Below are 24,501 nucleotides of genomic sequence, written 5' to 3' on the forward strand. Positions count from 1 at the left end.
ATCTTCCTGCAAGGATGTTGCGGTGTTGTTGCTCACCCGCGAGGACCGAGCGCGGTGCCGCGCTGGTCCACCTTCCTGCAAGGATGTTGCGGCGTTGTTGCTCACCCGCGAGGACCGAGCGCGGTGCCGCGCTGGTCCACCTCCATGGAAGGGTGTTGCCGCGAGGACCGAGCGCGGTGCTGCGCCGGTCCACCGCTCGCGGAGGTGTGAGCCCAGGCGCCGCGAGTACTCGCGGCGCCCAGGGCGTGCTGCTTCAGTGCGGCGCGAGCGCGGTGACGAGCCGATCCGCCTGCTCGCGGATGTTCTTGTCCTCGCTGGCCTGGGCGCGCCGGGCGTGGGTGAGCGCCGTCGCCGCGTCGCTGTCCGCCAGCGCGAGCGCCAGGTTGAGGTGCAGGCCCGGGTCGTCCGGGTTCGCCTTCAGCGCCTCGGAGAGCACCTTCCGGGCGGCGTTGGCGCCTCCGGGCTTGGACAGGTGCAGCACGGAGAGGTCGTTGGCCGCGCCCACGTCGCCAGGAGCGAACGTCAGCGTCTCCTCCAGCAGCTTCTTCGCCTCCGCGTCGTCGCCCAGCCTGCGCCGGACCTTGGCGAGCGCCACGCGCACCTGGGCATTGCCCGGGGCCTTCTCCAGCGCCTCGCGCAGGATGCGGTCGGCATCCTCGTTCTTGCCCGCCACGAAGGCGGACAGGCCATGCAGGTAGATGGCGTCCGCGCTCTCCGGCAGCTTCAGCCGCAGCTCGATGGCCGCGCGCATCGCCGCGTCGGGCGCCCCCGCGAAGAGGCACAGCGACGCGAACTCGCGGAACAGCGACGGCTCCGTGGGCTTGCGCAGGATGGCCTGCCGCAGCGTCACCAGCGCCGGACCAATCTGGCCCTGGAGCACCTGGACACGCGAGGCCAACAGGAAGGGCAGGTGCTCGGTGCGAGTCGCCTCGGCCGCCTCCTGGTACGCCTTGAGCGCCGCGTCCAGGTTGCCCGTCCCCTGGTGCGCCTTGCCCAGGTACGTGAGCGTCTGGGCATTGCCCGGCTGCATCGCCAGCGCATGCTCCAGCGGGCTGACGGCCTGCGCGTACTTCTGGTGCGCGAGCAGCCCCCGGCCGTGGTTGAGCACCTCGAAGAAGCCCGCCGTGGGCTGCGCGGCGAGGGCCGCGAGCAGTTCCAGCGCGCTCGCATCCCCCTTCTCGGCGTTCATCCGCGCCAGGTGGCTCAGCGCTTCGGGATGCGTGGGGTGGAGTGAGACCAGTTGGTCCAGGAGGCCGCGCGCCGCGTCCTCGTCGTGCTGCGCGAGGCGCAGACGCGCGAGGCCGAGCAGCGCGCTCGCGTCCTGGGGGTCCTGGTCGAGTGCGAGCTGGAACTCACGGGCCGCCTCTTTGAGGAGGCCCTGCTTCATCAGTCGCGCCGCGGAGGTAGCCAGCTTGGAGACGGCCATGGGTTCGCCGACTCTAGCCCAGCCCCGGGGGGCCAGGCATCGCCGGAATGCTCCGGATTCGCATTACAGGCCGAGGAAGTCGCCAACGCCCTCGATGATGTCCTTGCCCTTGTCCACCGCGCCGGAGAAGACGTCGCCGGCCGCGTCGACCACCGCGCCACCCGCGTTGATGGCACCCTCGGCCACGTTCTCCAGGACCTCGCCACCCGCGGCGGCCGCCGTCTCACCCACGGCCTTCAGCACGTTGCCCGCGTTGACCGAGCCCTCGATGTCCACACCCAGGCCCAGGCCCGCGGTGGCCTCGACGCCCACGTCGAACTCCAGGTTGCCGTTGTTCAGCCCGACGTTGGCGTGCGCGTCGCCGCTGACACCCGCGCTGGCGCTGGCGGTGATGCTGCCGGAGGCCAGGGTGTCGCCCTCGTGCTTCAACTCGATGGAGCCGGTGAGGCTCGCCTGGGCACCCGCGAAGCCCGACGCGGAGGCGTTGATGGACAGGTTGCCGTCCGTGCCCACGTGCAGGTCCAGGTTGATGTGGCCCTCGGCGCCAATCTTGCCCATGGCCTCCAGGTCCAGCTCCACCGAGTACTTCTCACCGGCGATCTCGAAGTCCACCGTCTTGGAGGCCCCGGCGCCCGCTTCCACCAGCGTGGCGTCGATGTCCACCGCGAGATTCACATCGATGCCGGACAGGCCCACGTCCGCGTCCACCTTGGCATCCGCCGTAAAGGTCGGCCCCTGCGCGTACGCGCGGGTGTCGATGCCACCAGGACCCTTGCCGGTCACCTCGGTCCGCGCGCCACCCGCCTCGAAGCTGGACTGGCCGCTGACCACGTTGCCGCGCGGCTGCTCCACGTTGCCCTGCGTCTGCGTGTCCACGCGCGAGTTGCGCTGCTGGGTGCCGTTCCGGGGCGCCTGCTCCTCGCGCACGGGCGGGGGCGGCTCACGACGCGGAGGGGGCGGAGGCGGGCGGTAGGCAATGCGCGGGGGGGACATGAAGGGCTCCGTCTGGATTTCCGCGACGCCCGAAGTGGCGCCATGTGCCTTCATTCTCTGAAACCCCCGCTACGAGTTTCCTCGCATCCTTCATTTTTTGAGAATCCGTCCGAGGCTCCGCCCGGACGTGGAGTCGACTCGCACGGAAGGTGAAGTCTGCTGCCGGGCCTGGGGCGCGGAATACCCATGCCCGGCTCTCTTCAATGAGAGTGGTGGGAGGAGCCCGGCTCGCCGCCGGACAGGGGCGAGGGGCCACCGGGGCGCAGCCGCCGCACGGCGCGCAGAAGGAGCTGCTCGTCGCGGGGGTTGGCGAGGAAGCCGCGGGCGCCGAGCTTGCGGGCCCGCTCGAAGCCCTCGTCGTCGGAGCTGCCGTGGACGATGAGGGCGCCTTCGATGTGGACCTCACCGGCCAGCAGTCCCTCCATGGCCTGGATGGGCGCGAGCACCACGTCGCCGGGGCCCGTGTGCAGGACGTCCAGGGGCGTGGCGACGCGGGCCTGGTGTCCGTGGCGCGCCAACTGGCGGGAGATGAGGACGGCGGTGACGGGGGGCCAGCCATAGAGCAACAGAGGGCCCCCCGGGGCAGGCGCGGGGGTGGCGGCGGGCTCCGCGGGCTCCTCGATGCCGTACAGCTCCGACAGGGCGCGGGTGATGGCGGTGTCGGAGGCCACGTGCGCCTCGACGCGCGGCTTGCCGGTGATGGCGCGCACGGCGTCGACAGCTTCCAACGAGACGGGCGCGGGCAGGGCGATGTGGAGGACCTCGCGCTCGCCCTGCTCCAGCGGCACCAGCTCCACGCGCAGGGGCACGGCGCGGTGCTGCCGCGCGATGCGAGCGGGGAGGAGGTCCGCCATTCCGCGCTCGGGAGGCGTCAGGTCCAGGTCCACGGCCTCCACGCCGAGCTGGGCCGCGAGGCCGCGCAGCACATCCGCTTCCGAGCACACGCCCTCACGCACCAGCGCGCGTCCCAATGGGACGTGTGTCTCATGGTGGTGGACCAGTCCAACCCGGAGCTGGGCGCGGTTGAGCACTCCCATCTCCAGGAGGATTTCCCCGAGCGGACGCCTGGTACTGGATTCCATACACAGCAATCTTCACGCGGCAGCGCGCTTCGCGAGGCTCGAGCGCGGGTGCGCTTGCCCGCCCGCCCGGCCTTCAGCCTCGCGAGGGGAACACGCGCGCCCAGCTCTCCAGCTGGAAGCCCACGAGGACGGCGGTGGGCGTGACGAGCACGGGCCGCTTGACGAGCTTCCCGTCGGCGGCGAGCCACGCGTGCAGCTCCGCGTCACTCGCCGCGTCGACCTTGGCCTTGCCGAGCGCGCGGTAGCTCAGCCCGCTGGTGTTGAGCCACTTCCGGACGGACACACCGCTACGGGGTATCCACTGCGCCAGCTCCGCGACAGTGGGCGGACTGTCGACGATGGGACGCACGCGGTGGGACACGCCCTGGGCTTCCAGCCACTTCAGCGCCTTCTTGCAGGTGGAGCAGCCCGAGTAGGAGAGGACGAGGACCTCGTTCGACATGGCGCGCGCTTCTAGCAGCCCGGGCGCGGTTTGCGAGTGGCCATGACGCCGTGCTAGCGCGCCGGGTATGGACACGTCCGCCTCCGAGTGTACGAAGCGCTTCCTCATGATGGTGCTGACCCTGGGGGTGCTCGCCACCGCCTGCTTGTCGACGCCGGAGAAGCCCGGAGTCGTCCCCGAGCCGGATGGCGGCACGTCGGGAGGAGGGGACGGAGGGCCCATCATCGAGGTGCCCGAGGACGGTGGGACGATTGTCACCGGCACGCTGTCGGGGACGCTGACGGAGGCGGGCTCTCCGTACCGCGTGCTCGGCGACGCGCAGGGTGTCGTCACCATCCCCAAGGGGCAGGTCCTCACGGTGCAGCCCGGCGTCATCCTCGACTTCAAGGGGCGCCCCGAGGTGACGGAGGCCGACGTGGAGGCGGGCGCGGCCGACAGCGTGATGAACCACCATGACGGGCGCGTGGAGGTGCGCGTGTACGGCGGCATCCAGGTGCGTGGCACGGCGGACAAGCCCGTGCTGCTCACCTCCACCAACCGCTACGGCTGGTGGGGGATGAACTTCTTCGGTGAGAACTCCGTGGGTGACGGAGACCCCGTCTTCGAGCACATGGTCTTCGAGAAGGTCCGCAAGAATGACTACAACGGCAACCGCGACAAGACGCGCGGCGCGCTGTGGGCCTACTACCCGGGGCCGGTGATGATTCGGCACTCGGTGTTCCGCGACAACATGGCGTCGGCCAAGTGTGGCGCGCTGGACTTGATGTTCACCGTGGGCTCGCGCGTGGAGGACACGCTGTTCGAGGGCAACCGCACGTCGGACATCGACCGCTTCGCGCAAGCAGGCACGTCGTCCATGGCGGGCGGCGGAGCGATGTGCGTGACACACGGGCGCGACTCCGTGGTGCGAGGCAACACCTTCCGCGACAACGGCCTGGAGGCGTTCCGGGGCGCCGTCACCAGCTCGCTCGAGCCGCGCCCCATCCTCGCGTGGCCCAACTCCCAGAACACCTATGACCTGGGCGGCGGCGGCGTGCTGCACTACTTCCAGCCGAACAATGACCTGGTCGAGGACAACCTCTTCGAAGGCAACTTCGTGACGCAGGGCCCGGCCGCGGCCATCTACCTGGAGGACATGGGCACGCGCGCCCTCACGCTGCGCGGCAATCGCTTCCTGGAGAACCGCTCGGGCGCGGGCGGCGTGGTGGTGTGCAACCGGGGCAGCGGCGCGGTGGAGCTGGTGGTGGCCGCCGACAACGTCTTCACCGGCAATACCGCCAACGGGCGTCCGGCGCCGAACGTGTCGGGGGACTGCACCACGGCGGCGCAATAGCCGCGTGTCCCCTCACGTCACTGGGGAGGCTCCGTCCCGGTGAGTGTCTTCACCACGCGGCGGGCGGCGCGGCCCAGCCTCACGCCCGCGCGGTGGTGGAGCTTGGGCAGGAAGGCGTGGGTGGAGCCGCTCGAGGGCTTCAGGAGCTTGAGCTCGCCCCGGCGCAGCTCGCGCGAGGCCAGGTGCTCGGGCAGCCACCCGTAGCCCAGGCCTTCCAGAATCGCCGCCTTCTTCGCCGCGAAGTCGTTGAGGTGCACCGTGGAGCGCATCTCCAGGGAGACGGTGCTGAGCTGGAGCCGGGGGTCGGAGCCGCGCACGGTGAGCAGCAGGTGCTCCGACAGCTCCTCTTCCTGGAGCGTCCCGCGCCTGCGCCGTGCCAGCGGATGGGAGCGGTGGGCCACCAGCAGCGCCTTCAGCTCTGGCAGCGCATAGCTGCGCAGGCCTGGTAGCGAGGGCGGAAGCACGGACACCATGAGGTCCGCCTCGTCCCGCACGAAGGCCGCTTCCACCCCGGCCAGGAACTCCGACGACACATGGAAGCGCGTGCCGGCGCCCTCGGCCCGCAGCGCCTTCACCACGCGCAACAGGGGCTCGGCCGGGAAGACGCCGTCGAAGACGATGCGCAGCGTGGGCTCCCAGCCCGCGCGAATCTCCGCGCACGTCGCCTCCAGCTCCCGCTCCGCCGCGAGCAGCTTGCGACAGTGCTCCAGCACGCGCTCTCCAGCGGGCGTCAGCCGCGTCCGATATCCGCGCCTGTCGAGCAGCTCCAGCTCCGTCTGTCCCTCCAGCGTGCGCAGGGTGTAGAGCACCGCCGTGTGCCCCTTTCCCAGCGCCTGCGCCGCGGCGGCGAACGTGCCGTGTCGGGCGAGGGCGTCCAGCGCACGGGCCTGCTCCAAGGTGACGTTCATCGCCCGCATTGTGCACGCCCCTGACAGTCAGCGCTGACCCACCGTCACAACTGCAACTGTGACGCAGTGCGGCTTACTTGTGTGATGGGTGCTGTTCTAGAGTCAACGCTCCACTCGACGGAGGGGTTTATGACGGGAAGGCTGAGTTGGGCCCTGGCAGCGGCGGTCGCATTGGGTTCCGCGGGCGCGAGCGCTCAGGAAGTCGCGACGTACAGCGCGCCGACGGGACTGGAAGTCACGGTCGGCCTCGGGTTTCAGGCGGGAGCGGGTTACGTCTACAAGAACGGTGCACGGTTGGACCGCACCGTGGGTGATGTGAAGTTGAGCGACGCCGCGAACGGCGCCGTGCCCTTCCTGGTGGAGCTGGGCTACCGCGTGACGCCGAACTGGTTCGTCGGCGCGTACGGCAGCTACTCGTACATCATCACCAAGGAGAATCCGTACTCCTGCTTCGAGGGTTGGGAGTGCGCGGCCTCGCAGCTGCGCTTCGGTCCTCAGGTGCAGTATCACTTCTCGCCCACGGCCTCGTTCGACCCCTTCGTCGGCGTTGGCTTCGGCATGGTGATTCTGAACAACGAGAACTCCGGCCCCACGCAGGTTCAGGTGGGACCTGGGGCGCCCGTCACGGCGAACCTGAAGCTGAAGAGCCAGACGCGTGGTCCCGAGTTCGTGAACGTCACCGTCGGCGGCAAGTGGCGCCTGGGGCACTCGCTGTCCTTCGGCCCCTACCTCACTGGCACCTACGCGCGTTACACGACGCGCTCGGGTGACACCACGCTGGCGCTGCCCGCGCCGCTGCCCACCACGACGACGCCGCTGGGCCCCGCCGAGGACGGTCCGTACGGTCTCATCATGCTGGGCATCCGGGGCAGCTGGAACATCTGAACCGTTGAGCTGTTGAACCGGGGGTCTGCTTCGGGCTGACCCCTGGTGTGACGCGGAGTGCCCAACGCTCCGCGTCGCCCCTTCCTCGAGGAAGAGGGCGGTCCTTCCGAGATGATTCAGGCCCGGCAGACGCGTCAGAGTACGGGCGGAGTCGTTCATCTCGATAGGAGTCGCCCATGATTCGGAAGTGGTGGAGTGGCGCGTGTGGTGTCGCGAGCGCGGTGGCCATCCTGGGAGCACTGCCCGCGAGTGCCCAAGCCCTGACGCCGCCTGACTGGCAACGACAGCTGGGAAGTACCGCGGACGAGCTGGCGCTGGCCGTCACCTCCGTGGGCGACGCCGTCTACATGGCGGGCCACACCGGTGGACAGCTCGGCTCCGAGGTGTCGTCGGGCGGTCAGGACCTCTTCGTTTCGAAGCACGGCGTGGACGGCACGCTTCGCTGGGTGCGGCAGCTGGGCACGGCGATGAATGACCGGGCGATATCGGTGACGGCGGACCTGGCGGGCAACGTCTACGTCGCGGGCTACACGTGGGGCAGCTTCCTTCCGTACGTCAACGCGGGTGGCACGGACTTCTTCGTGCTGAAGCTCGACGCGAAGGGCGCGCTGGAATGGGTGCAGCAGTTCGGCACGGAGACGGACGACTTCGCCACCGGCATCGCCGTCACGCGCCGCGCGGGACAGGACGGCCTCTTCGTCGCGGGCTATTCGCTGGGGCGCATCGACGGGACTCCCACGCCGGGCAACTACGACGTGGTGGTGGCCAAGTTCGACACGGGTGGCAACCCGTACTGGATGCGGCAGTTTGGCTCGGCGCGGAGCGACATTGCCCTGGGCGTGGCGGTGAGCCCGCGCGAGGACATCTTCGTCGCGGGGTATACGCAGGGCAGCCTCGACGGTGTCACGGCGACGGGAAACACGGTGGACCTGTTCCTGGCGAAGTATGACGTGCTCGGGAAGGCGCAGTGGGTACGTCAGCTGGGCTCGGCGAGTGACGAGTACGGCACGGGGGTCGCCGTGGATGAAGACGGCGCGGCCTATGTGTCTGGCTATACCTTCGGTGCGCTCGACGGGAACGTCCGAGTGGGCACGTACGACGCGGTGCTGGTGAAGTATGACGAGGCGGGCACGCGACAGTGGACGCGGCAGTCTGGCACGACGACCACGGACTATGGGCAAGGCGTCGCGGTGGGTGTGGATGGCACCGTGCACCTGGTGGGGCACACCTCGGGCGCGCTGGATGGCAACGTGTCACTGGGTGGCAGCGACGTGTTCCTGTCCACGTACGACAAAGCGGGCAACCCTCTTGGCACGCGTCAGGTGGGCTCCAGCACGTCGGACCGCGGGCAGGCCGTGGCCGTCGGCGACGACGGGGCCGCGTACGCGGTGGGCTACACCTGGGGCGCTCTGCCCGGGAGCGACAGAGCGGGTGGCTACGACGCCATCCTCTTTCGCTTCTGAGTGAGGCCGAGCCGGCGAACTCTCTCCGGGGTGGGTGTCGCGAAGCAGGTTCGCGGCACCTGCTTGCTTCGAGGCGGAGGACCTTCGAACTCTCATGATGGGCGGGTGTCGCGAAGCAGGTGCGCGGCGCCCGTTCGCTTCGCGGGAATGCGCTTTCACTCAGTCACTCGGGTCGAGGCGCGGGCGTCGGCACCTGCGGGTTTCGAGGCGGTGGCCTTTCGAGCGCTCGCTGGGGACGGATGTCGGGCGGCAGGCGTCGACACCCGCTCACGCCGAGGCGATGTACCTTTCAATCACGCGGAAGGGCGGACGAAGGAGCGGGGTGATGGAGTTCGATCCAAGCGCGCGGACGGGACGCTACAAACGGGCTGCCGCCGAGGCGGCGGTGGACCGGTTCCTCCTGCCAGGGATGCGCGTGGGCCTGGGCACCGGGAGCACCGCGGCATTCGCGGTGCGACGGCTGGCGACGCTGCGCGGACAGGGACACCTGCTCGATGTTCTCGGCGTCCCCACGTCACGCGCCACGCAGGCGCTGGCGTTGGAGCTGGGAATCCCCCTCACCACACTGGAGGAACACCCCGAGCTGGACGTCACCATCGACGGCGCCGACGAGGTGGCGCCAGACCTGTCCGTCATCAAGGGGGGAGGCGGCGCGCTGCTGCGCGAGAAGATCGTCGCCCAGGCCAGTCGCCGCGTCGTCATCGTCGCGGACGTGGCGAAGCTGTCACCGAAGCTCGGCACCCACTGGCCCGTGCCGGTGGAAGTGCTGTCGTTCGGTTGGCGCTCGCAGCTGCGCTTCCTCGAGTCCCTTGGCGCTCGCGTGACACCGCGCAAGGGCGCCAACGATGCGCCCTTCCTCACGGACCAGGGCAACCTCGTCCTTGACTGCGCCTTCGGTCCCCTCGATGCACCTTCGACACTGGCCGAACGTCTGGGCGCACGTGCGGGAATCGTCGGCCATGGCCTGTTCCTCGGCATCGCCACGGACCTGATGGTGGCGGGCCCCGGGGGCGTCGAACACCGCGTGCGCCCCACCTGAGTCGACCCCTGACATGCGGGGCCCGTGCGAGGGTGCCCATCCGCCCGCATGACGTGCTGGCAGTCGTGTGTCGCGTGGGTGGGCGAGTGTCGCGTGGGTCACGAGCGCTCCACCATTGGGGCTCTCGCACGTGGGTCGCGCGACGTGGACGTAGGCGACTGTCGGGCGCGCTCGGCGGTGATTCTCGCGGGCTTGGAAGAGCGTGGAGCGCGGCCCTCACATGGTGCGTCAAAAAGTGCGAAGGCCACGACAGCGCGCGCGGTTACACTCGGCTGCGTTCCAGCGCTTCAGAGGGGGTTTCTGGGGGCTGCTGGCTCAGAGGGTGCCTTTCGTATGCGAATCATCCGTTACTGCCTCCCCGCGGCACTGCTGTTGGTGACCGCCTCCTGCTCAGGCGACACATCTGGCGGAGACCCTCCCGAGGTATCGGAGGCGTCCCCCGCGCGAGTGCGTCGCATCACCCGCGCCGAATACGACAACAGCGTCTACGGCATCGTGAAGAACCCCACGCTGGTGCCCATGGCGCAGCTCTTCGCGCCCGAGGACGCCATCCTCGGCTACACCACGCATGATCGCCTCCAGGTGACGCCGCTGCTCGCGGACCAGCTGGACTCCGCCGCGGAGCGGAACTGGGGTCCTGTCGCGGTCAACAACCTGGCCAGCGAGTACTCCTGCGCCGCGGGACAGAACGAGGAGGACTGCGCACGCTCCTTCATCCGTGCGCTGGGCGCTCGCGCCTTCCGCCGGCCGGTGACGGCCGAGGACGAGAAGGACCTGCTCGAGCTGTGGAGGTCGGCGCGCAAGGACGCGGACCCGAAGAAGGCGGCCGAGTACGTCATCCAGGCGGTGCTTACGTCGGCGTCGTTCCTCTACCGCACGGAGCTGGGCGAGCCCGGTGGACCGGCGAACAAGGTGGTGTGGCTGACGCAGCAGGAGATCGCGACGGCGCTGGCGTACTCCGTGACGGGTGCGCCTCCTGACGAGGAGCTGACCGCCGCCGCGGCAGCGGGGCAGCTCAAGACAGCCGATGCGCGCGAGGCCCAGGCACGTCGCCTGCTGAAGACGGAAGCATCCCAGAGATACCTCCAGCGCTTCATCATGGAGTGGCTCGGGCTGACCGGCCTGGAGAGCATCAACAAGAACAACCAGGTGTTCCCGGACTTCAGCCAGACCTTCAAGCTCTCCGCACGCGCGGAGACGATGACCTTCATCGACCATGTCCTCATCAACGAGGGTGGCTCCGTGAAGGAGCTGCTGAGCGCGAACTACACCTTCGCGAACGGCCTGATGTCGCTGTTCTACGGCACGTCGATGACGCCGGATGGCAGCTTCGGCCGGGTGCCGCTGCCGGAAAACCGGGTGGGCATCCTCACGCACGCGAGCGTGCTGACGACGTACGCGCTGTTCGACTCCAGCTCGCCCATCCGTCGCGGCAAGTTCGTCCTCACGCGCCTTCTGTGCCGTGAAATTCCGCCGCCCCCGCCGTCCGTCATCATCATCCCGCCCGCCGTCAATCCGGACAGCACCACCCGCGCCCGCTTCGCCGCCCACACCGACAACCCCACGTGCGCGGGCTGCCACCGTCAGCTGGACCCCATCGGCTTCGGCATGGAGGACTATGACGGCCTGGGCAAGTACCGCACGACGGAGAACGGCCTGGACGTGGATGCCAGCGGCTCCGTCGAGCACGCCAACGGCAAGTTCACCTTCACGGGCGGCGCCGAACTCGCGCGCTGGCTCGCCAGCAGCGAGGACGTGGCCGACTGCGTGCCGCTGCAGCTCTTCCGCTACGTCATGGGGCGGGATGAGGACACCGTCGATGGGCCGATGCTCACCGACATGCGCTCGCGCTTCCGCGCGGACCCGAAGCTGAAGCTGGGCGATGCCCTCGTCGGCCTCGTCCGCTCACCGTATTTCGTCCACCGGCGCACCACTTCCCCCGAGTAGCCACCATGCTCCGCGAACTCTCACGACGCTCCCTGATCAAGACCCTGGCGGGCTCGGCGGCGGCGCTGCCCCTGGCCAACCTGCTCGGCACCACGGACGCGTATGCCCAGGGCACCACGCCCCCCATGCGCTTCATCGCCATCTTCACCTCCCACGGGTGCCTGCCGGAGTACTGGAGTCCGAAGGGCGGCGAGCTGGACTTCAACCTCGACTTCCCCAACTCCATGCTGGCCCCACTCCAGCGCCACCGCTCCAAGCTGCTGGTGCTGGATGGCCTGGACTACCAGGTGCTCTACGAGCACGGCCTGACGGGCCACGAGGGCGGTCCCGTCACGTTCCTCACCGGCAGCAAGGTCAACACCGCCAGCGGTGACGACCTTCCGGAGAACGCCTCGTTGGACCAGGTCCTCGCGGCGCAGATTGGCGGCGCCACGCGGTTCCGCTCCCTCCAGCTCAACGCGTGGGAGCAGTTCGGCGGCCAGCACGTCTACAACAGCATCAGCTTCACGCCGAACGGCGGCCGCGTGCCCTTCGAGAGAGACCCCGCGGGCGTCTACCAGCGCCTGTTCGGCGCCGCGCCGTCGCCGACCTCGGACCCGGGGGAGAACGCGCGCACGCTCGCGCGTCGCAAGAGCCTGCTGGACTATCTGGTCAAGGACGCCACCCGGCTGCGCAACCGGCTGGCGGGCGCGGAGCGGCAGAAGCTGGAGACGCATCTGGAGTCGCTGCGGGACATCGAGCGCCGGCTGGGCTCGCTGAGCACGGCGCCCACGCCCTCGCAGGAGCCCGTGCCGGCGGAGGCCGCGTGCAGTGGTGGTGCGGCGCCTCCGGCGTTCGACCTGGGGCAGCTCGGCAACCTGGAGAACATGCCGACGCTGACCAAGCTCCACATGGACCTCATCGTCCGGGCCTTCGCGTGTGACTTGACGCGCGTGGTGACGATGACGATTCCGGGCCCGTCGATGCCGTGGCTCGGCATCCACGAGGACACGCACAACGACCTGGCGCACCGCCTGGACGTGACGGACGAGCCCTTGCGCTCGCAGATTCGCGGGAAGATGGTGCAGGTGCAGCGCTGGTACGCCGAGCAGGTGGCGTACCTCATGGACGGCCTGGCCTCCGTGCAGGAGGGCAGCGGCACCGCGCTGGACAACACCCTCATCCTCTGGGGCAACGAGCTGGGGGATGCGTCCGGCCACATGAACGTGCGCGTGCCCACGGTGCTCGCGGGCGGCGCGGCCGGGAAGTTCCGCATGGGCCGCTTCCTGCGGCTGCGTCCGGAGGGCTCCGACCCGCTGAGCGGCTGGAGTGGCCCAGGCACGCCGATGCCGGATGCGGTGGCCCACAACAAGCTGCTGGTGTCCATCGCCCAGGCCTTCGGGGTGAACGTGAACACCTTCGGCCATCCGGACTTCAAGGGCCCCCTGTCGGGCCTCACCTGAGTCCGGTGTCTCGCGGCGGGGCCGGACGTCCCGCCGTGAGCCTCCCTTCGGGCCTGGAAGACGGGCTCGAAGGGCAGGCGTGTCCCCGCCGCGCGTCAGGGGGACCGGGACTTCGGTGCCGTGTCCCCTCCGCGCCACCGGCGCAGCAGCTCGGAGGCGCTGCCGCCTCGCTCCAGCCGGGCCTCCGTCACCGTCCCCGCCGCATCCACCCGCACCACGAAGGTGAGAGTGGGCTCGCCGTGCAGGTGGTAGCGCAGGTCGGCGACGCGCACCTCTCGCCCCGTCTCCACCTGCGTCACCGTCACCACGGGGAAGCGAGCCCACGCCAGGGCCTCGCGCACGGTGGGCACCTCGCGCAAATCTCCGGGCAGCACGTCCACGGGCGCCGTCACCCTGCGGGCCTCTCGGGGCTCTCCCAGGAGCGTCACGTCTCCGGCGGCCAGGACGTCGCCAGGAAGGCGGGCCACGTACCGCCACGTGCTGAAGGAGAAGGGCGCGGGGAAGACGCGCACGGACTCGGCCCCGGGATGGGCGCCGTCCACCCGCCGCGTCAGCACGCTCCAGGACACGACGCGTGCTCCCACGTAGGCCATGGAGCAGGCGAGCCCCAGGAGCAGCGCGCGCCGCCACACCGCGCGCCGTCGCCACGCCACCACCGCCCCCGCCACCAACGGCAGCGTCACCCACGGGTCCACCACCACCGTCCAGTCCAGGCTCAGCCGCGCATCCGAGAAGGGCAGCAGCACCCGCGTGCCCCAGCCCGTCCACAGGTCCGGCAGCAGGTGCGCGAAGAGCACGGAGGTGAGGCTGGTCAGGAACACCGGGGGCAGCCGGGTGTCGCGGCGGAACACCGCCCAGGCGACGAGCGTGGCGGCCAGGGCGACGACGGGCGCGAAGAAGAGCGAGTGGGAAAGTCCCCGGTGCGCATGCAGCGCCACCGTCACCGCGTCGCCCCTCGCCAGCAGGGTGTCCAGGTCCGGCAGCTCGGCGGCCAGCACGCTCGCCAGCAACACCGCGCGGTCCGTGGATGAAGAGCGCTCCGGAGAGTCGGGGCGTACGTCGGGCTGGCGCAGCGCGCCGACAGCCAGTCCCAAGAGCCCGTGCGTGAGGTTGTCCATGGCGCCCGAGGCTCTAGCGCCTTCCTCCCACGGGGGCCAGCGGCGGGACGCAAGACAACGCCTTGCGCCCCGTCGCCAGTCAGACGACTGCTTCAGCCAGTGGGCCTACGACTACCCGCCCAGCGCGCCGTTGATGAGCGGCGCGACAATGCCCATGCCCGGGTCCTCGGCGTTGTAGCCGTTGGCGGGCTCGTAGATGCGCACGCGCTGGTTGTTGTTCACGAAGCGCGTGAGGAACGTGTCCATGCCCACGAACTCGCTGCGGCAGGTCCACGACTGCCACGGCGCTTCGATGTACTCGTACCACTTCTTCTTCTCCATCCGCTGGCAGGCGTGCGCGCCGATGAAGGTGATGATGGTGCTGCAGTGGCTGGAGTTGATGGCGCGCTCGTGCGGGATGAAGTAGCTGAAGTTGTTGTACTTGTTCAGCTCCGTCACCAGCGCGGCCTCGTCCGTCTTCCAGTAGGCGTGCACGGACTCCTTGTCGTTCGGCGTGTGGAAGCGCTCATAGGAGAAGCGCGAGTAGTTGTAGTCACGCGTGTAGCCCGTGTACGCGAGCTGGTCGTTCGGGAACTCCGTGGCCACCATGCGGTTGATGGTGCCGAAGTCGCTCTGGCTGAACGACGCGGGCAGCAGGCCGAACACGGAGTTCAGGTTCCACGACTCACGAATCTTGTCGTGCAGGGCGCGCGACTTGAAGTTGGCGTTGGGCGCCAGGAAGATGGGGCCGGAGTCGTTGAGCAGGTAGCCCTGCGCCGGGTTGATGATGCGACGCGCGAAGTAGTAGCCCGCCGACGTCGCCGTGCCGCCCGCGCTGTAGCCCGTCATCAGGAACTTCTGCACGTTGGGGAACTGCGTCTTCGCGTAGTTCGCCACCGCCAGCGTGTTGGTGTAGCCGCTGTGGTGCCAGGTGAGCGGCGGGTTGGCGCCCGTCTGGTCCACGTACGTCTTCACGTTGTTGCCGATGTGCACGTCGCCCGTGCAGTACGGCACGTAGACGATGTTCCAGCCGTTCGTCACCAGGTTCGTCTTGCTGCGCAGCGGCAGACCCGGGTCGGCGCCGTTGACGAGCGGCGAGACGTACTTCGCGGTGAACTGCGTGATGTAGTCGTCGGCGATGCCGTTGGGGTTCGCCGCGCCCAGGAGGCCCGCACGGCCGCTACAGGTGTCGTAGTCCCAGCACGCGCCGCCACCTTCGAGCAGCATCAGCAGGTTGGGCGAGTTCGTCTTGTGGATGAAGAACTTGAACTGGGAGCCATTGCCACACTTCGTCCCAGGCAGCTCCACCTTCTGCCAGTTGTAGTTGTTGCCGCCATCCACCAGCACGCTGACGATGGATGAGACGATGACTTCCGAGCGGGCGGCGCTGGGGACCATCAGCGCAGCGACAGCGAGGCACGCCACGAGTACGCGCTTCATGCAGGCTCCTCCGGGTTTGGGGGGAAACCGGTTCTATAGCCCACGTTGACCCGAGAGTCAGTCCTGAATGTGTTGTTTCATGTTTCGAGCATCACAGTGGATTGTGATGCATTGCGGCATGACAAGGGTTGGTTGCCATGTGCGCGAGGCACGCGGTATTCGGACGTCATGTCCGATAATGCTGGGTCGAAGCGTCTGGGCTGGCTGGCGGGGCTCGGGGGTGTGGCGCTGGTGGCCGCGCTCGTGTTCGCCCTGAGCGGAGAGGCGCCGCCCCCGGTGCCCGAGCCAGAGACGGCCACCGCGCCAACCCCGCCGCCCCCCGCCGCGCCCGTGCCCTCGCGGCCCGCCGCGCCCGCCCCTCCGCCAGGAATGACAAGCAGCGTCATTCCGGAGACGCTCCGGGCGCCGGAGCCTGAAGTGGATGGCGAGCCCCAGGCCTATCCATTGGATTTGGAGGTGCTGCGCGCGAAGCTGCCGGACAACCTGTACTGGGAGCTGGGCGCGCCGACGAAGGACCCGGAGCTCTTGCGCAAGCGCGAGGAGGAGACGCGCAAGTGGAATGAAGTCTTTGGCCGGGTGCAGTCAGGTGACGCCACCGAGTCTGAGATTCACCAGTACTACGACCGACGACGCAAGGTGTCAGAGGACATGTTGCGGTTCGCGACCACGGTGCTCGAGGAGCAGGGCGACAAGCTGCCCGAGCGTGACAAGGGTTTGTACGAGCTGAGCATCAACATGCACCGCACGCGGCTGTCGGAGTACCCCCGACAGGAAGAGGAGTCGCTCGCGCACCGCCGCTCGCAGGAGCAGCGCCGCGAGCAGTGGCGTCAGGGACAGCCTCAGCCCTGAGCGCGCCCGCCCGTGTCGGATAGTGAAAACTTGCGGGTGCGCACGGCCGGACGCCGGATTGGAGCGCCCCGCATGCTCCGCTAGAGACGCGGGGCATGGCGGTGGAGACGCGTCGGACGGGTTTGCCCGGAGAGGGCGAACGCGAGGAGGGCTCTTCCGAGGAGGAGTCGCGCCAGCCCACGGGGGAGCTCGAGCAGCGGGTGCTGGAGCGGACGGCCGCCCTGGAGGCGGCACTGCGGGTGCGCGACGAGTTCCTGTCCGTGGCCTCCCACGAATTGCGCACGCCCCTGACGTCGCTGCGGCTCTACGTGGATGGGCTGGTGCGCTCCGCGCAGCTCGGCGCGCTCGGGCCGGAGGATGTGCCTCGGCGTCTGGCGCGGGTCCAGGACCAGTGCGGGCGGCTCGACAGGCTCATCGCCACGCTCCTGGACGTGTCGCTGTTGTCCACGCAGCGGCCCGTGCTGGATTTGGAGGAGGTGGACCTGGGGCAGTTGGTGCGCCACACCGTGGAGCGGATGGAGGAGGACGTGCGGCGGGCCGGCTGTGATTTGTGCCTGCGCGCCCCGCCCGGCATCGTCGGCGCGTGGGACCGCACGCGCGTCGAGCAGGTCTTCACCAACCTGCTCACCAATGCCTTGCGGCACGCCGCGGGGACGGCCATCGAGGTGGCGCTGCGCGCGGAGCCACACTTCGTGCTCCTCTGGGTGAGGGATGAGGGGCCGGGCATCTCCCCGGAGGACCAGGCGCGGCTGTTCCAGCGCTTCTCGCGTCTGGACCCGACGCGGCCGGGCTTCGGGCTGGGGCTGTGGATTTCCCGCCAGCTCGTGGAGCTCCATGGGGGCAGCCTGTCCGTGGAGAGCGCCCCGGGTCAGGGCGCCCGCTTCACCGTGAGACTGCCGTTACCGGCACCCTTGCCGCCGCCGGGCCCTTGAGGGCCTGTCTGGCCCCAGGGCGCCGAGTGTTGTCTGACGAGCAGAGGTGTGGGAGGTAGCGGTGGGCTGACACGAGGGAAGTGCTAAGCGGGAGCTGGGGGCCTTGACCCGCATCCGCACCGAGCGCGTGGACCATCACTTGACCGGACAAGGGTTTGCCAACGCCGCCGCGTCCCCCGTGGACGTGGAGGGACTCGACACCGTTCTGTGGGACCAGTTCCCGGAGAGTGTCGCCGTCTGCGCGACGGACGGTTCGTGCCTCTACGCGAACCCGTCGATGGAGCGTGCCTTCGGAGGCCCCCGGGCGGAGCTGCTCGGCCGCTCCTTGTGGGAGCTGTATCCGCAGGTCGTGCGAGAGCAGCTCCAGGCGCGGTTCCAGCGCGTGGCGGCGGCGGGCGAGCCGGAAGCCTTCGAGTGGCACTTCGCGTCCGAGGACCGCTGGTTCGTGTTGCGCCTGTTCCGGGGCCATGGCCGCGTCTACGTCTTCTCGCGGGAAAACACGGCGGAGAAGAAGCAGGAGGCCATCCTCCGGGGCCTCTACGACGAGACGCGGCGCGCGCAGCGGCATGCGGCCTTCCTGGCGCAGGCCAGCGAGGTGATGACCTCGTCCCTGGAGCACGACGAAATCCTCCAGCGGCTCACCTCGCTCGCCGTGCCTCCCCTGGCGGATGGGTGCAGCGTGGACGTCCCCCTTCCTGACGGGAGCGTGCGGCGGGTCGCCATGGCGCACGTGCGGCCGGAGCTGGTGGAGCGCACGCGTGCGTACCATGAGCGCTACCCCATCCGGATGGATGATGCCCACGGGGTGGGCAAGGTGCTGCGCACGGGGGCCACGGAGTTCGTGGCGGAGCTGCGGCCGGAAGCGCTCGCGCAGGGCATCGCCGACGAGGCCCGGCGCCGCGCGACGCAGGAGCTGGGCCTGACGGCGTACATCATCGTGCCCTTGATGAGTCGGGGGCAGGTGCTCGGGGCCCTCTCGCTCGTCAACACCGAGGGCGGCCGGCGCTATACGCAGGCGGACGTGCGGCTCGCGGAGGACCTGGCGCGGCGCGCGGCCACGTCGCTGGACAACGGGCGGCTCTACACGGAGGCGCAGGAAGCGGTGCGCGCCCGGGACTCATTCCTCTCCGTCGCCTCGCACGAGCTGAACACGCCGCTCACCTCGCTGACCCTCAACGTCCAGGCGCTGCGCCGCCAATTGGAATCTCCCAGGGCGAGCCCCGGGGACGTGGCGTCCGAGTCCGTCTCCAACAAGGTGATGGCCGTGCAGCGGCAGCTCTCCCGGCTGTCCAGTCTGGTGCGCGAACTCCTGGACGTCTCTCGCATCACCGCGGGCAAGCTGCGGCTGGAGCGGGAGGAGCTGGACCTGGCCGCGCTCACGCGGGAGCTGGTGCCGCGCTACGCGGAGGAGCTGTCGCGAGCGGGGTGCTTGCTGCGGCTGGAGGCGCCGGGGCCCGCGACGGGCAGTTGGGACAGGCTGCGCGTCGAGCAGGTGCTCCAGAATCTGCTGTCCAACGCCATCAAGTATGGCCGGGGCCACCCCATCGAAGTGAGCGTGGGCGCGGACGCGGCGCGGGCCTGGCTGTCCGTGCGGGACGAGGGCGTGGGCATCGCCCTGGAGGCGCAGCCGCGCCTGTTCCATCGCTTCGAGCGGCTGGCCAGCGAGCGGCACTACGGCGGCCTGGGGCTGGGCCTGTGGATTGTCCGGCAGATTGTCGACGCCATGGGCGGGCGCATCCTCGTGCGCAGCGCGCCCGGTCAGGGCTCCACCTTCACAGTGGAGTTGCCGCGCCAGCCGCCGGAATGAGGTGCGAGCGCGCGCCCGAGGACACCACCCAGAGCTGATGGGAGGTGCGGGTGATGGCCACGTGCAGGCGGCGGCGGGACTCGTCATCCACGGGCCAGGCGCGCGCGGTGACGTCCGGGAGGATGACGTAGTCGAACTCCAGGCCCTTCACGCTGCCCACGTCCGTGACGTCCACGCCGGGCTCGAAGGAGAACTCACCGTCCTTCACCCGACGCGCCCACGCCTGGTCCGCGACGACGCGATAGACGGCGTCGGCCGACTCGGGGCTGCTGGCGATGACGCCCACGGAGGCGTGGGGCTCGCGTGAGACGAGGTCCCTCAGGGCCTCGCCGACGAAGAGCTGGGCCTGGGCCTCGACGGGGAAGTGGTGGAAGCCCACCGGCGCGCCCGCGCGGGGAGGCTGCGCGGTCGACTCCGCCGGAGCCTGGGTGCCGAGCACCTGTCGCGCCAGCTCGACGACGGACGCCGGACAACGGTAGGAGACCTGCAGCCGGCAGGTGGACGCGTCGCGGATGCCCAGCTCGTCGAGCGCCTCGGGCCAGCCCGCGAAGCCCGCCTCGGTCTGCTGCATCTCGTCGCCCGCGAGCGTGCAGCTGCGGCCCTTGCCCAGCAGCTTGCGCACGACGAACAGCTCGAAGAGGGAGAAGTCCTCCGCCTCGTCCAGGACCATGTGGGCCAGTCGCTCCAGGCCGAGCGGGCCCTGCTGGGCCTTGAGGAACATGAGGATGGGCAGGTCCTCCAGGTCCACCGTGCCGGCCAGGGCGTAGGGCGTGTCGTCCTCGAGCGCCTTGCCGTCCACGGTGATGAGTCGCTCCGGGTCGGTGATGTCCTTGAGCTCCTTCTCCAGCGGCGTGGAGCGCTGCAGGCGCGTGTGCTCCAGCACCTCGTCGATGACGGTGCGCGGCAGTTCGCCCTTCGCCTTGTTCACCACGTCTTCGACGAAGTGCCGGTCCAGGTACGCGTCCGCCAGGCGCCGGTGCAGCCGCTCCAGCGTGGTGCCCGCCTGTGTCTTGGGCGCGCCGATGCGGCCGAGCAGCAGGCGCCGCAGCGCGGGGTGGCGCTTGAAGCGCGACACGAGCGGCGGCGTCTCCGGGCTCAGCTTGATGCCCGGCAGATTGAACGCGGAGCGCGCCGTGGCCAGAAGCCAGTGGTCCAGCGTGTCCACCGAGACGCGGCCCAGGCCCAGGGGCGCCAGCAGTCGACGCGACAGTCGGGCAAGGCCCTCCTCGGGGACGATGAGCTTCATCCGCGCCTGCGGGTACTTCGCCGGGTCGTCGAAGGCAATCTTCGCCAGCCGGTGCAGGGCCACCGTCGTCTTCCCGCTGCCCGCGCTGCCCAGCACCAGCAGCGGGTGTGAGGCGTCCACGCTGACGGCCTCGTACTGCTCGGCGTCCAGGAGGGCGGTGACGCCGAAGGCATCCTCCGCGCGCCGTGCGCCCTTGCCCGTCCCCAGGGCTCCGGGCCGGGCGGCCGACCCCGCGCCACCCGCTCGCAGCGCGGTGACGTCTCGGCCCACGCCATGCCACGTGCCGTCCTGCGCGCGCTCCAGCACGAGGGCGCCGGAGATGATGCGCGTCAGCACTCCTCGCTCGATGACGACGAGGCGGCGCACCTCGACGGTGCCCTCGGCCAGCCGCTCGCCGAACTGTTCCTCGTACGCGTCGCCCTCCTCGTATGAATAGAAGACGCGGGCGATGGGGGCGAAGCGCCAGTCGATGACGCGCACTCCGGCGCTCACATCCGCGAAGGTGGTGCGCCCGAGCAGATAGTCGCGCGGACCGGCGTCGCCAGCCAGGCGCAGGTGCGCGAAGTAGGGAGCCTGGGCGTCCGGGAGCTGCGCGCTCTCCTGCCGGTCCAGCAGGGCCCGCGTCTGGTCCATCTGGAAGAAGAGGTGGGGAAGGTCGGCCTCGGCCGCGCTCGCCGCCTCGTCGCGGAGCGCCTGGAGCTGCGCGACGAGCCCCCGGTCCTCCTGCGCCCGTCCGGCCTTGCGACGCGCGGCCTCCAGCGTCGCCTGGACGCGCGTCAGCAGCGCCTCCTCCTCGGCGATGATGGCCCGGACGTCTTCGGAGAGGTGTCCCTGCGCATGCGTCATGGGCGCCAAGGTGAACCGCGCGAAGGGGCACGTCAACCCGTTGGTTTTCCTGGCGGAAGTGCTACTTTGAATGGCGGTCGGAAGGAGTGGGCATGCGGCGCTTCAACCCTCGCCTGGCGCTGCTGGTGCTGGCCTTCCTGTCGTGCGCGTCCGCCAGTCCGCGCACCGTCCTCCACCAGAAACAGTCGCCCTATACGCTCGTCGCGGTGACGCAGGACGCGGAGGGCCGGCGCTACCTCCAGTTCGACGAGTCGGGCGCGCTCCAGAGTGTCGTGTGGCCGGGGCAGCCGTTGAAGCTGGAGCTGGGCTACACGCGCATGGCCATGGTGGGGCTGGCCTTCGTCTCCCGTCCCCAGCGCATCCTCGTCGTCGGGCTGGGCGGAGGCGCCATGCCCATGTTCCTGCGCGCGGTGCTGCCCGAGGCGCACATCGACGTGGTGGACATCGACCCGGATGTGGTGGACGTGGCGCGGCGCTACTTCGGCTTCACCGAGGACGCGCGACTGAAGGCGCATGTGGCGGACGGCCGGGCCTTCATCGAGGCGAAGCGCCCCGCGTATGACCTCGTCTTCCTGGACGCGTACGGCCCCGACAGCATCCCCGAGCACCTGGGCACGGTGGAGTTCCTCGCCGCGGTGCGCGCGCGGCTGACGGCGCGTGGGGTGGTGGTGGGCAACGTCTGGGAGGACCCGCCCAATCCGCTCTTCTCCTCCATGCTGCGCACGTGGCAGGCGGGCTTCCGCCAGCTCTACACCTTCGAGGTGGAGGACCACGCCAACCGCATCTTCGTGGGGGTGCCGTCTCCCGAAAAGCAGTCACGCGAGGCCCTGGCGTCCCGCGCCCAGAAGCTGGAGCGGGAGCGAGGCGTGCCCTTCGACTTGAGCGCGATGGTGATGGAAGGCTTCGCCGACGTCACCGGGCGCAAGGAATTGTCAGGACAGGTGTTGAAGGACAAACGCCAGGCGCCCCCGGCTCAGGTCCCCTGACGCGCGGAGGAGAGCCCGTCGATTGCGCTTCGATGATGCGCGCGGGATAGACTCCTGTCGCCTCACGGCGTGTCGTGTACCCGTTTCGTTTCGGAGGATGCGATGTCCCCGTCTCACGTCGGGCCGCCCGCGCTGTCGCGTCGGGGCCTGCTCAAACGAGGGGTGTTCGGAGGCGCGCTGCTCGCGCTGGGGGGCAGCGGAGTCCTCATCCTGCGGGAAGGGCTGTCATTGCCCTTGCCCGAGGAAGGGCTGCTCGTCCTCGGGCCGCGCGAGTACGCCACGTTCCAGGCCCTGGCCCGCCGTGCGTTCCAGCCGCGTGAAGGCTGGCCAGACGCGGACACGGTGCGCGTGGCCTTCCTGGCGGACAGGCTGCTCGCGCGGGGAGACCCCTCCATCGCGCGGGAGGTCCGGGACGTGCTGGGAATCTTCGACAACGCGCTGGCCGGGCTGCTCTTCGCGGGCGGCGTCACGCCCTTCTCACGACTGGCTCCCGAGGCGCAGGACGCCGTGCTGGAGGACTGGCGGACGTCGAGGCTGGTGTTTCGTCGCGGCGCCTTTCACGCGCTGCGCTCGCTGGCCCATGCCGCTTATTACTCACATCCGGCGGCCATCGCGGCCACGGGTTATGTGGTGCCACAGGGCTTCCACGTCGCGGACGCTCCGGTGTGGCGGGGGCCTGGAGACGGCTCCTTCGCGGGCAGCGGAGGGTCCACGCCATGAGCGGCCGCATCAGGACGGGAGACGAGCTGACCGAGGACCAGACGCTCACGTGTGATGTCTGCGTGGTGGGCAGCGGCGCGGGCGGCGGGGTGCTCGGGCTGGAGCTGGCGAAGCGCGGGCTGGACGTGGTGATGCTGGAGGAGGGCGGCTACCACACGCGTCGCGACTTCGACCTGAACGAGGCGAAGGCGTACTCGACCTTCTACCAGGAGGCTGGAAACCGGGCGACGGATGACCTGTCCATCGGCATCTTCCAGGGGCGCACCGTGGGCGGGGGCACCGCCATCAACTGGTGCGCCTGCTTCCGCACGCCGCCGGAAATCCTCGAGCGCTGGCGCGACACGCACGGGGTGAAGGGCCTGGATGCCGCCACGCTCGCGCCGCACTGGGACTGGCTGGAAGAGCGGCTGAACATCCGCGAATGGCCCATTGAGCAGTCCAATCGCAACAACCGGATTCTGTGGGAGGGATTGGGCGCGCTGGGCTACAGCCGGGGCACGGTGAAGCGCAACGTCCGCTCGTGCGCGTCGCTGGGCGCGTGTGGCCTGGGCTGCCCCACCAACGCCAAGCAGTCCATGCTGGTGACGCTCATCCCGGAGGCGGTGGAGAAGGGGATGCGGCTGTTCGCCAACGTCAGCGCGCGGCGACTGGAGACCCAGGGCGGGCGCGTGGTGGCCGTCCACGCGGAGGTGCTCAATCCGGGCACGGACCGACCCACCGGCAAGCGGCTCACCGTGAAGGCGAAGGTGACGGCCGTGTGCGGCGGCGCCATCAACTCCCCGGGCTTGTTGCTGCGCAGCGGACTCACCGGCCGGGGCCGCGTGGGCAAGCGCCTCTTCCTGCACCCGGTGGTCGTCTCCAATGCCCACTTCCGGGAGCCCGTGGAGGCGTACACCGGCGCGCCGCTCACCGTGTACTCGCGGCAGTTCATCGACCGGGGGCAGGGCAGGCTGGGGTGGCTCTTGGAGGTGCCTCCGCTGCTTCCCATCCTGAGCTCACTGGCGTTGACCGGCCTGGGCCCGGCGCACCAGGACCAGATGGCGCGGCTGCCGTATGCCAATGCGCTCATCTCCATCTGTCTGGATGGCGTACACCCGGGCGACGAGGGCGGCACGGTGGCCCTGCGAGGCGAGGGGGAGTACACGCGCTTCAAGGTGAACTACCCGCTCAACGACTTTCACTGGGAAGCCTTTCGCGAGGCCCTCAAGGTGTCCGCGCGCATCCAGTTCGCCGCCGGTGCCGAGCAGGTGTCGAGTCCACACTCGCGGCCCGTGGTGATGCGAAGCGAGAAGGACCTCGGCTTGCTGGACGACGCGCCCTATGGCCCGCTCCAGCTCTCGGTCCTCAGCGCGCACCAGATGGGCGGGTGCTCCATGGGCGGCAGCCCGGAGACGAGCGTGGTGGACAGCACGCTGCGCTACTGGGACGCGGACAACCTCTTCGTCGTGGATGGCTCCGTCTTCCCCACCGCGCTGGGCGTCAACCCCATGGAGTCCATCCTCGGCATCGCCCACTGGGGAAGTCAGCACGTGGCCGCGGCTGTGTAACAGTTCATGACGGAACGATGATGGTGTTCACGCCATCAGTTGGTCTATGGAGCACTCGTTGTCTCCCAGGC

At 69.7% G+C, this 24,501-nt stretch carries 20 protein-coding genes; 12 read left to right on the plus strand and 8 right to left on the minus strand.

Translation table 11 applies throughout. From position 1 onward, the window contains the following. Positions 1-253: 253 nt before the first annotated feature. The 4 genes from HUA75_RS03845 to HUA75_RS03860 form a co-directional block, all read right to left on the minus strand. Positions 254-1,426 (minus strand): tetratricopeptide repeat protein, encoded by a 1,173-nt coding sequence (locus tag HUA75_RS03845; RefSeq protein WP_141645058.1) that lies wholly within the window; start codon positions 1,424-1,426, stop codon positions 254-256. A 63-nt stretch (positions 1,427-1,489) separates the two neighbouring features. Next, complete coding sequence (locus tag HUA75_RS03850) at positions 1,490-2,419, minus strand: Circumsporozoite protein (protein WP_174485555.1); 930 nt, start codon at positions 2,417-2,419, stop codon at positions 1,490-1,492. Between the two features lie 200 nt (positions 2,420-2,619). After that, positions 2,620-3,501, minus strand: a complete 882-nt coding sequence (locus tag HUA75_RS03855; RefSeq protein ID WP_141649195.1) for a general secretion pathway protein GspE — start codon at positions 3,499-3,501, stop codon at positions 2,620-2,622. A gap of 73 nt (positions 3,502-3,574) precedes the next feature. Continuing rightward, positions 3,575-3,943: a Spx/MgsR family RNA polymerase-binding regulatory protein gene (locus tag HUA75_RS03860; protein WP_174485556.1), complete on the minus strand. Its 369-nt coding sequence runs from the start codon at positions 3,941-3,943 to the stop codon at positions 3,575-3,577. Between the two features lie 106 nt (positions 3,944-4,049). Here HUA75_RS03860 and HUA75_RS03865 point away from each other — a divergent pair, with 106 nt between their 5' ends. Further along, positions 4,050-5,276 carry a right-handed parallel beta-helix repeat-containing protein gene (locus HUA75_RS03865; RefSeq protein ID WP_254627357.1) on the plus strand — a complete coding sequence of 409 codons (1,227 nt, stop codon included), beginning with the start codon at positions 4,050-4,052 and terminating at the stop codon, positions 5,274-5,276. A 17-nt stretch (positions 5,277-5,293) separates the two neighbouring features. Here the strand turns inward: HUA75_RS03865 and HUA75_RS03870 are convergent, their stop codons facing one another. Then, entirely contained in the window at positions 5,294-6,184 is an 891-nt protein-coding gene (locus HUA75_RS03870) for a LysR family transcriptional regulator (RefSeq protein WP_246137871.1), read from the minus strand. Positions 6,185-6,313: 129 nt separating this feature from the next. Here HUA75_RS03870 and HUA75_RS03875 point away from each other — a divergent pair, with 129 nt between their 5' ends. From HUA75_RS03875 to HUA75_RS03895, 5 genes are all read left to right on the plus strand, one after another. Continuing rightward, on the plus strand, positions 6,314-7,069 hold the full coding sequence (locus HUA75_RS03875) for an outer membrane beta-barrel protein (RefSeq protein ID WP_174485558.1): 756 nt from the start codon (positions 6,314-6,316) through the stop codon (positions 7,067-7,069). A 176-nt stretch (positions 7,070-7,245) separates the two neighbouring features. After that, complete coding sequence (locus HUA75_RS03880) at positions 7,246-8,532, plus strand: SBBP repeat-containing protein (protein ID WP_174485559.1); 1,287 nt, start codon at positions 7,246-7,248, stop codon at positions 8,530-8,532. A gap of 325 nt (positions 8,533-8,857) precedes the next feature. Then, a complete protein-coding gene (gene rpiA / locus HUA75_RS03885; RefSeq protein ID WP_174485560.1) occupies positions 8,858-9,571 on the plus strand; it encodes a ribose-5-phosphate isomerase RpiA in 714 nt (237 codons plus the stop codon). 333 nt (positions 9,572-9,904) lie between these two features. Beyond that, positions 9,905-11,518: a DUF1592 domain-containing protein gene (locus HUA75_RS03890; RefSeq protein WP_174485561.1), complete on the plus strand. Its 1,614-nt coding sequence runs from the start codon at positions 9,905-9,907 to the stop codon at positions 11,516-11,518. Between the two features lie 5 nt (positions 11,519-11,523). Continuing rightward, on the plus strand, positions 11,524-12,960 hold the full coding sequence (locus HUA75_RS03895) for a DUF1552 domain-containing protein (protein WP_141649145.1): 1,437 nt from the start codon (positions 11,524-11,526) through the stop codon (positions 12,958-12,960). 95 nt (positions 12,961-13,055) lie between these two features. Here HUA75_RS03895 and HUA75_RS03900 read toward each other — a convergent pair whose 3' ends face one another. Both HUA75_RS03900 and HUA75_RS03905 read right to left on the minus strand, forming a co-directional pair. Then, on the minus strand, positions 13,056-14,078 hold the full coding sequence (locus HUA75_RS03900; protein WP_174485562.1) for a metal-dependent hydrolase: 1,023 nt from the start codon (positions 14,076-14,078) through the stop codon (positions 13,056-13,058). Between the two features lie 111 nt (positions 14,079-14,189). After that, positions 14,190-15,497, minus strand: coding sequence for a pectin acetylesterase-family hydrolase (locus tag HUA75_RS03905; protein ID WP_141649147.1), 1,308 nt, complete (start codon positions 15,495-15,497; stop codon positions 14,190-14,192). A 168-nt stretch (positions 15,498-15,665) separates the two neighbouring features. On the opposite strand from HUA75_RS03905, the gene HUA75_RS03910 reads away from it, so the two are divergent. From HUA75_RS03910 to HUA75_RS03920, 3 genes are all read left to right on the plus strand, one after another. Further along, a complete protein-coding gene (locus HUA75_RS03910) occupies positions 15,666-16,346 on the plus strand; it encodes a hypothetical protein (protein ID WP_174485563.1) in 681 nt (226 codons plus the stop codon). Between the two features lie 95 nt (positions 16,347-16,441). After that, complete coding sequence (locus HUA75_RS03915; protein ID WP_141646897.1) at positions 16,442-17,278, plus strand: sensor histidine kinase KdpD; 837 nt, start codon at positions 16,442-16,444, stop codon at positions 17,276-17,278. A gap of 103 nt (positions 17,279-17,381) precedes the next feature. Continuing rightward, the gene (locus tag HUA75_RS03920) at positions 17,382-19,085 is read left to right on the plus strand and encodes a PAS domain-containing sensor histidine kinase (protein ID WP_174485564.1); all 1,704 of its coding nucleotides are present in this window, start codon (positions 17,382-17,384) and stop codon (positions 19,083-19,085) included. Here HUA75_RS03920 and HUA75_RS03925 read toward each other — a convergent pair. After that, positions 19,051-21,177 carry an ATP-binding domain-containing protein gene (locus tag HUA75_RS03925; protein WP_174453659.1) on the minus strand — a complete coding sequence of 709 codons (2,127 nt, stop codon included), beginning with the start codon at positions 21,175-21,177 and terminating at the stop codon, positions 19,051-19,053. The genes HUA75_RS03920 and HUA75_RS03925 overlap by 35 nt on opposite strands. 92 nt (positions 21,178-21,269) lie before the next feature. On the opposite strand from HUA75_RS03925, the gene HUA75_RS03930 reads away from it, so the two are divergent. The 3 genes from HUA75_RS03930 (at position 21,270) to HUA75_RS03940 (ending at position 24,430) form a co-directional block, all read left to right on the plus strand. Continuing rightward, on the plus strand, positions 21,270-22,163 hold the full coding sequence (locus tag HUA75_RS03930; RefSeq protein WP_174485565.1) for a spermidine synthase: 894 nt from the start codon (positions 21,270-21,272) through the stop codon (positions 22,161-22,163). 102 nt (positions 22,164-22,265) lie between these two features. Next, positions 22,266-22,883, plus strand: coding sequence for a gluconate 2-dehydrogenase subunit 3 family protein (locus tag HUA75_RS03935; protein WP_141646901.1), 618 nt, complete (start codon positions 22,266-22,268; stop codon positions 22,881-22,883). Beyond that, positions 22,880-24,430, plus strand: a complete 1,551-nt coding sequence (locus tag HUA75_RS03940; protein ID WP_141646902.1) for a GMC family oxidoreductase — start codon at positions 22,880-22,882, stop codon at positions 24,428-24,430. Before HUA75_RS03935 ends, HUA75_RS03940 begins: the two co-directional genes overlap by 4 nt. Positions 24,431-24,501: the final 71 nt, after the last annotated feature.

It is taken from the genome of Myxococcus sp. CA040A (assembly GCF_013336725.1).
Lineage (GTDB): Bacteria > Myxococcota > Myxococcia > Myxococcales > Myxococcaceae > Myxococcus > Myxococcus llanfairpwllgwyngyllgogerychwyrndrobwllllantysiliogogogochensis.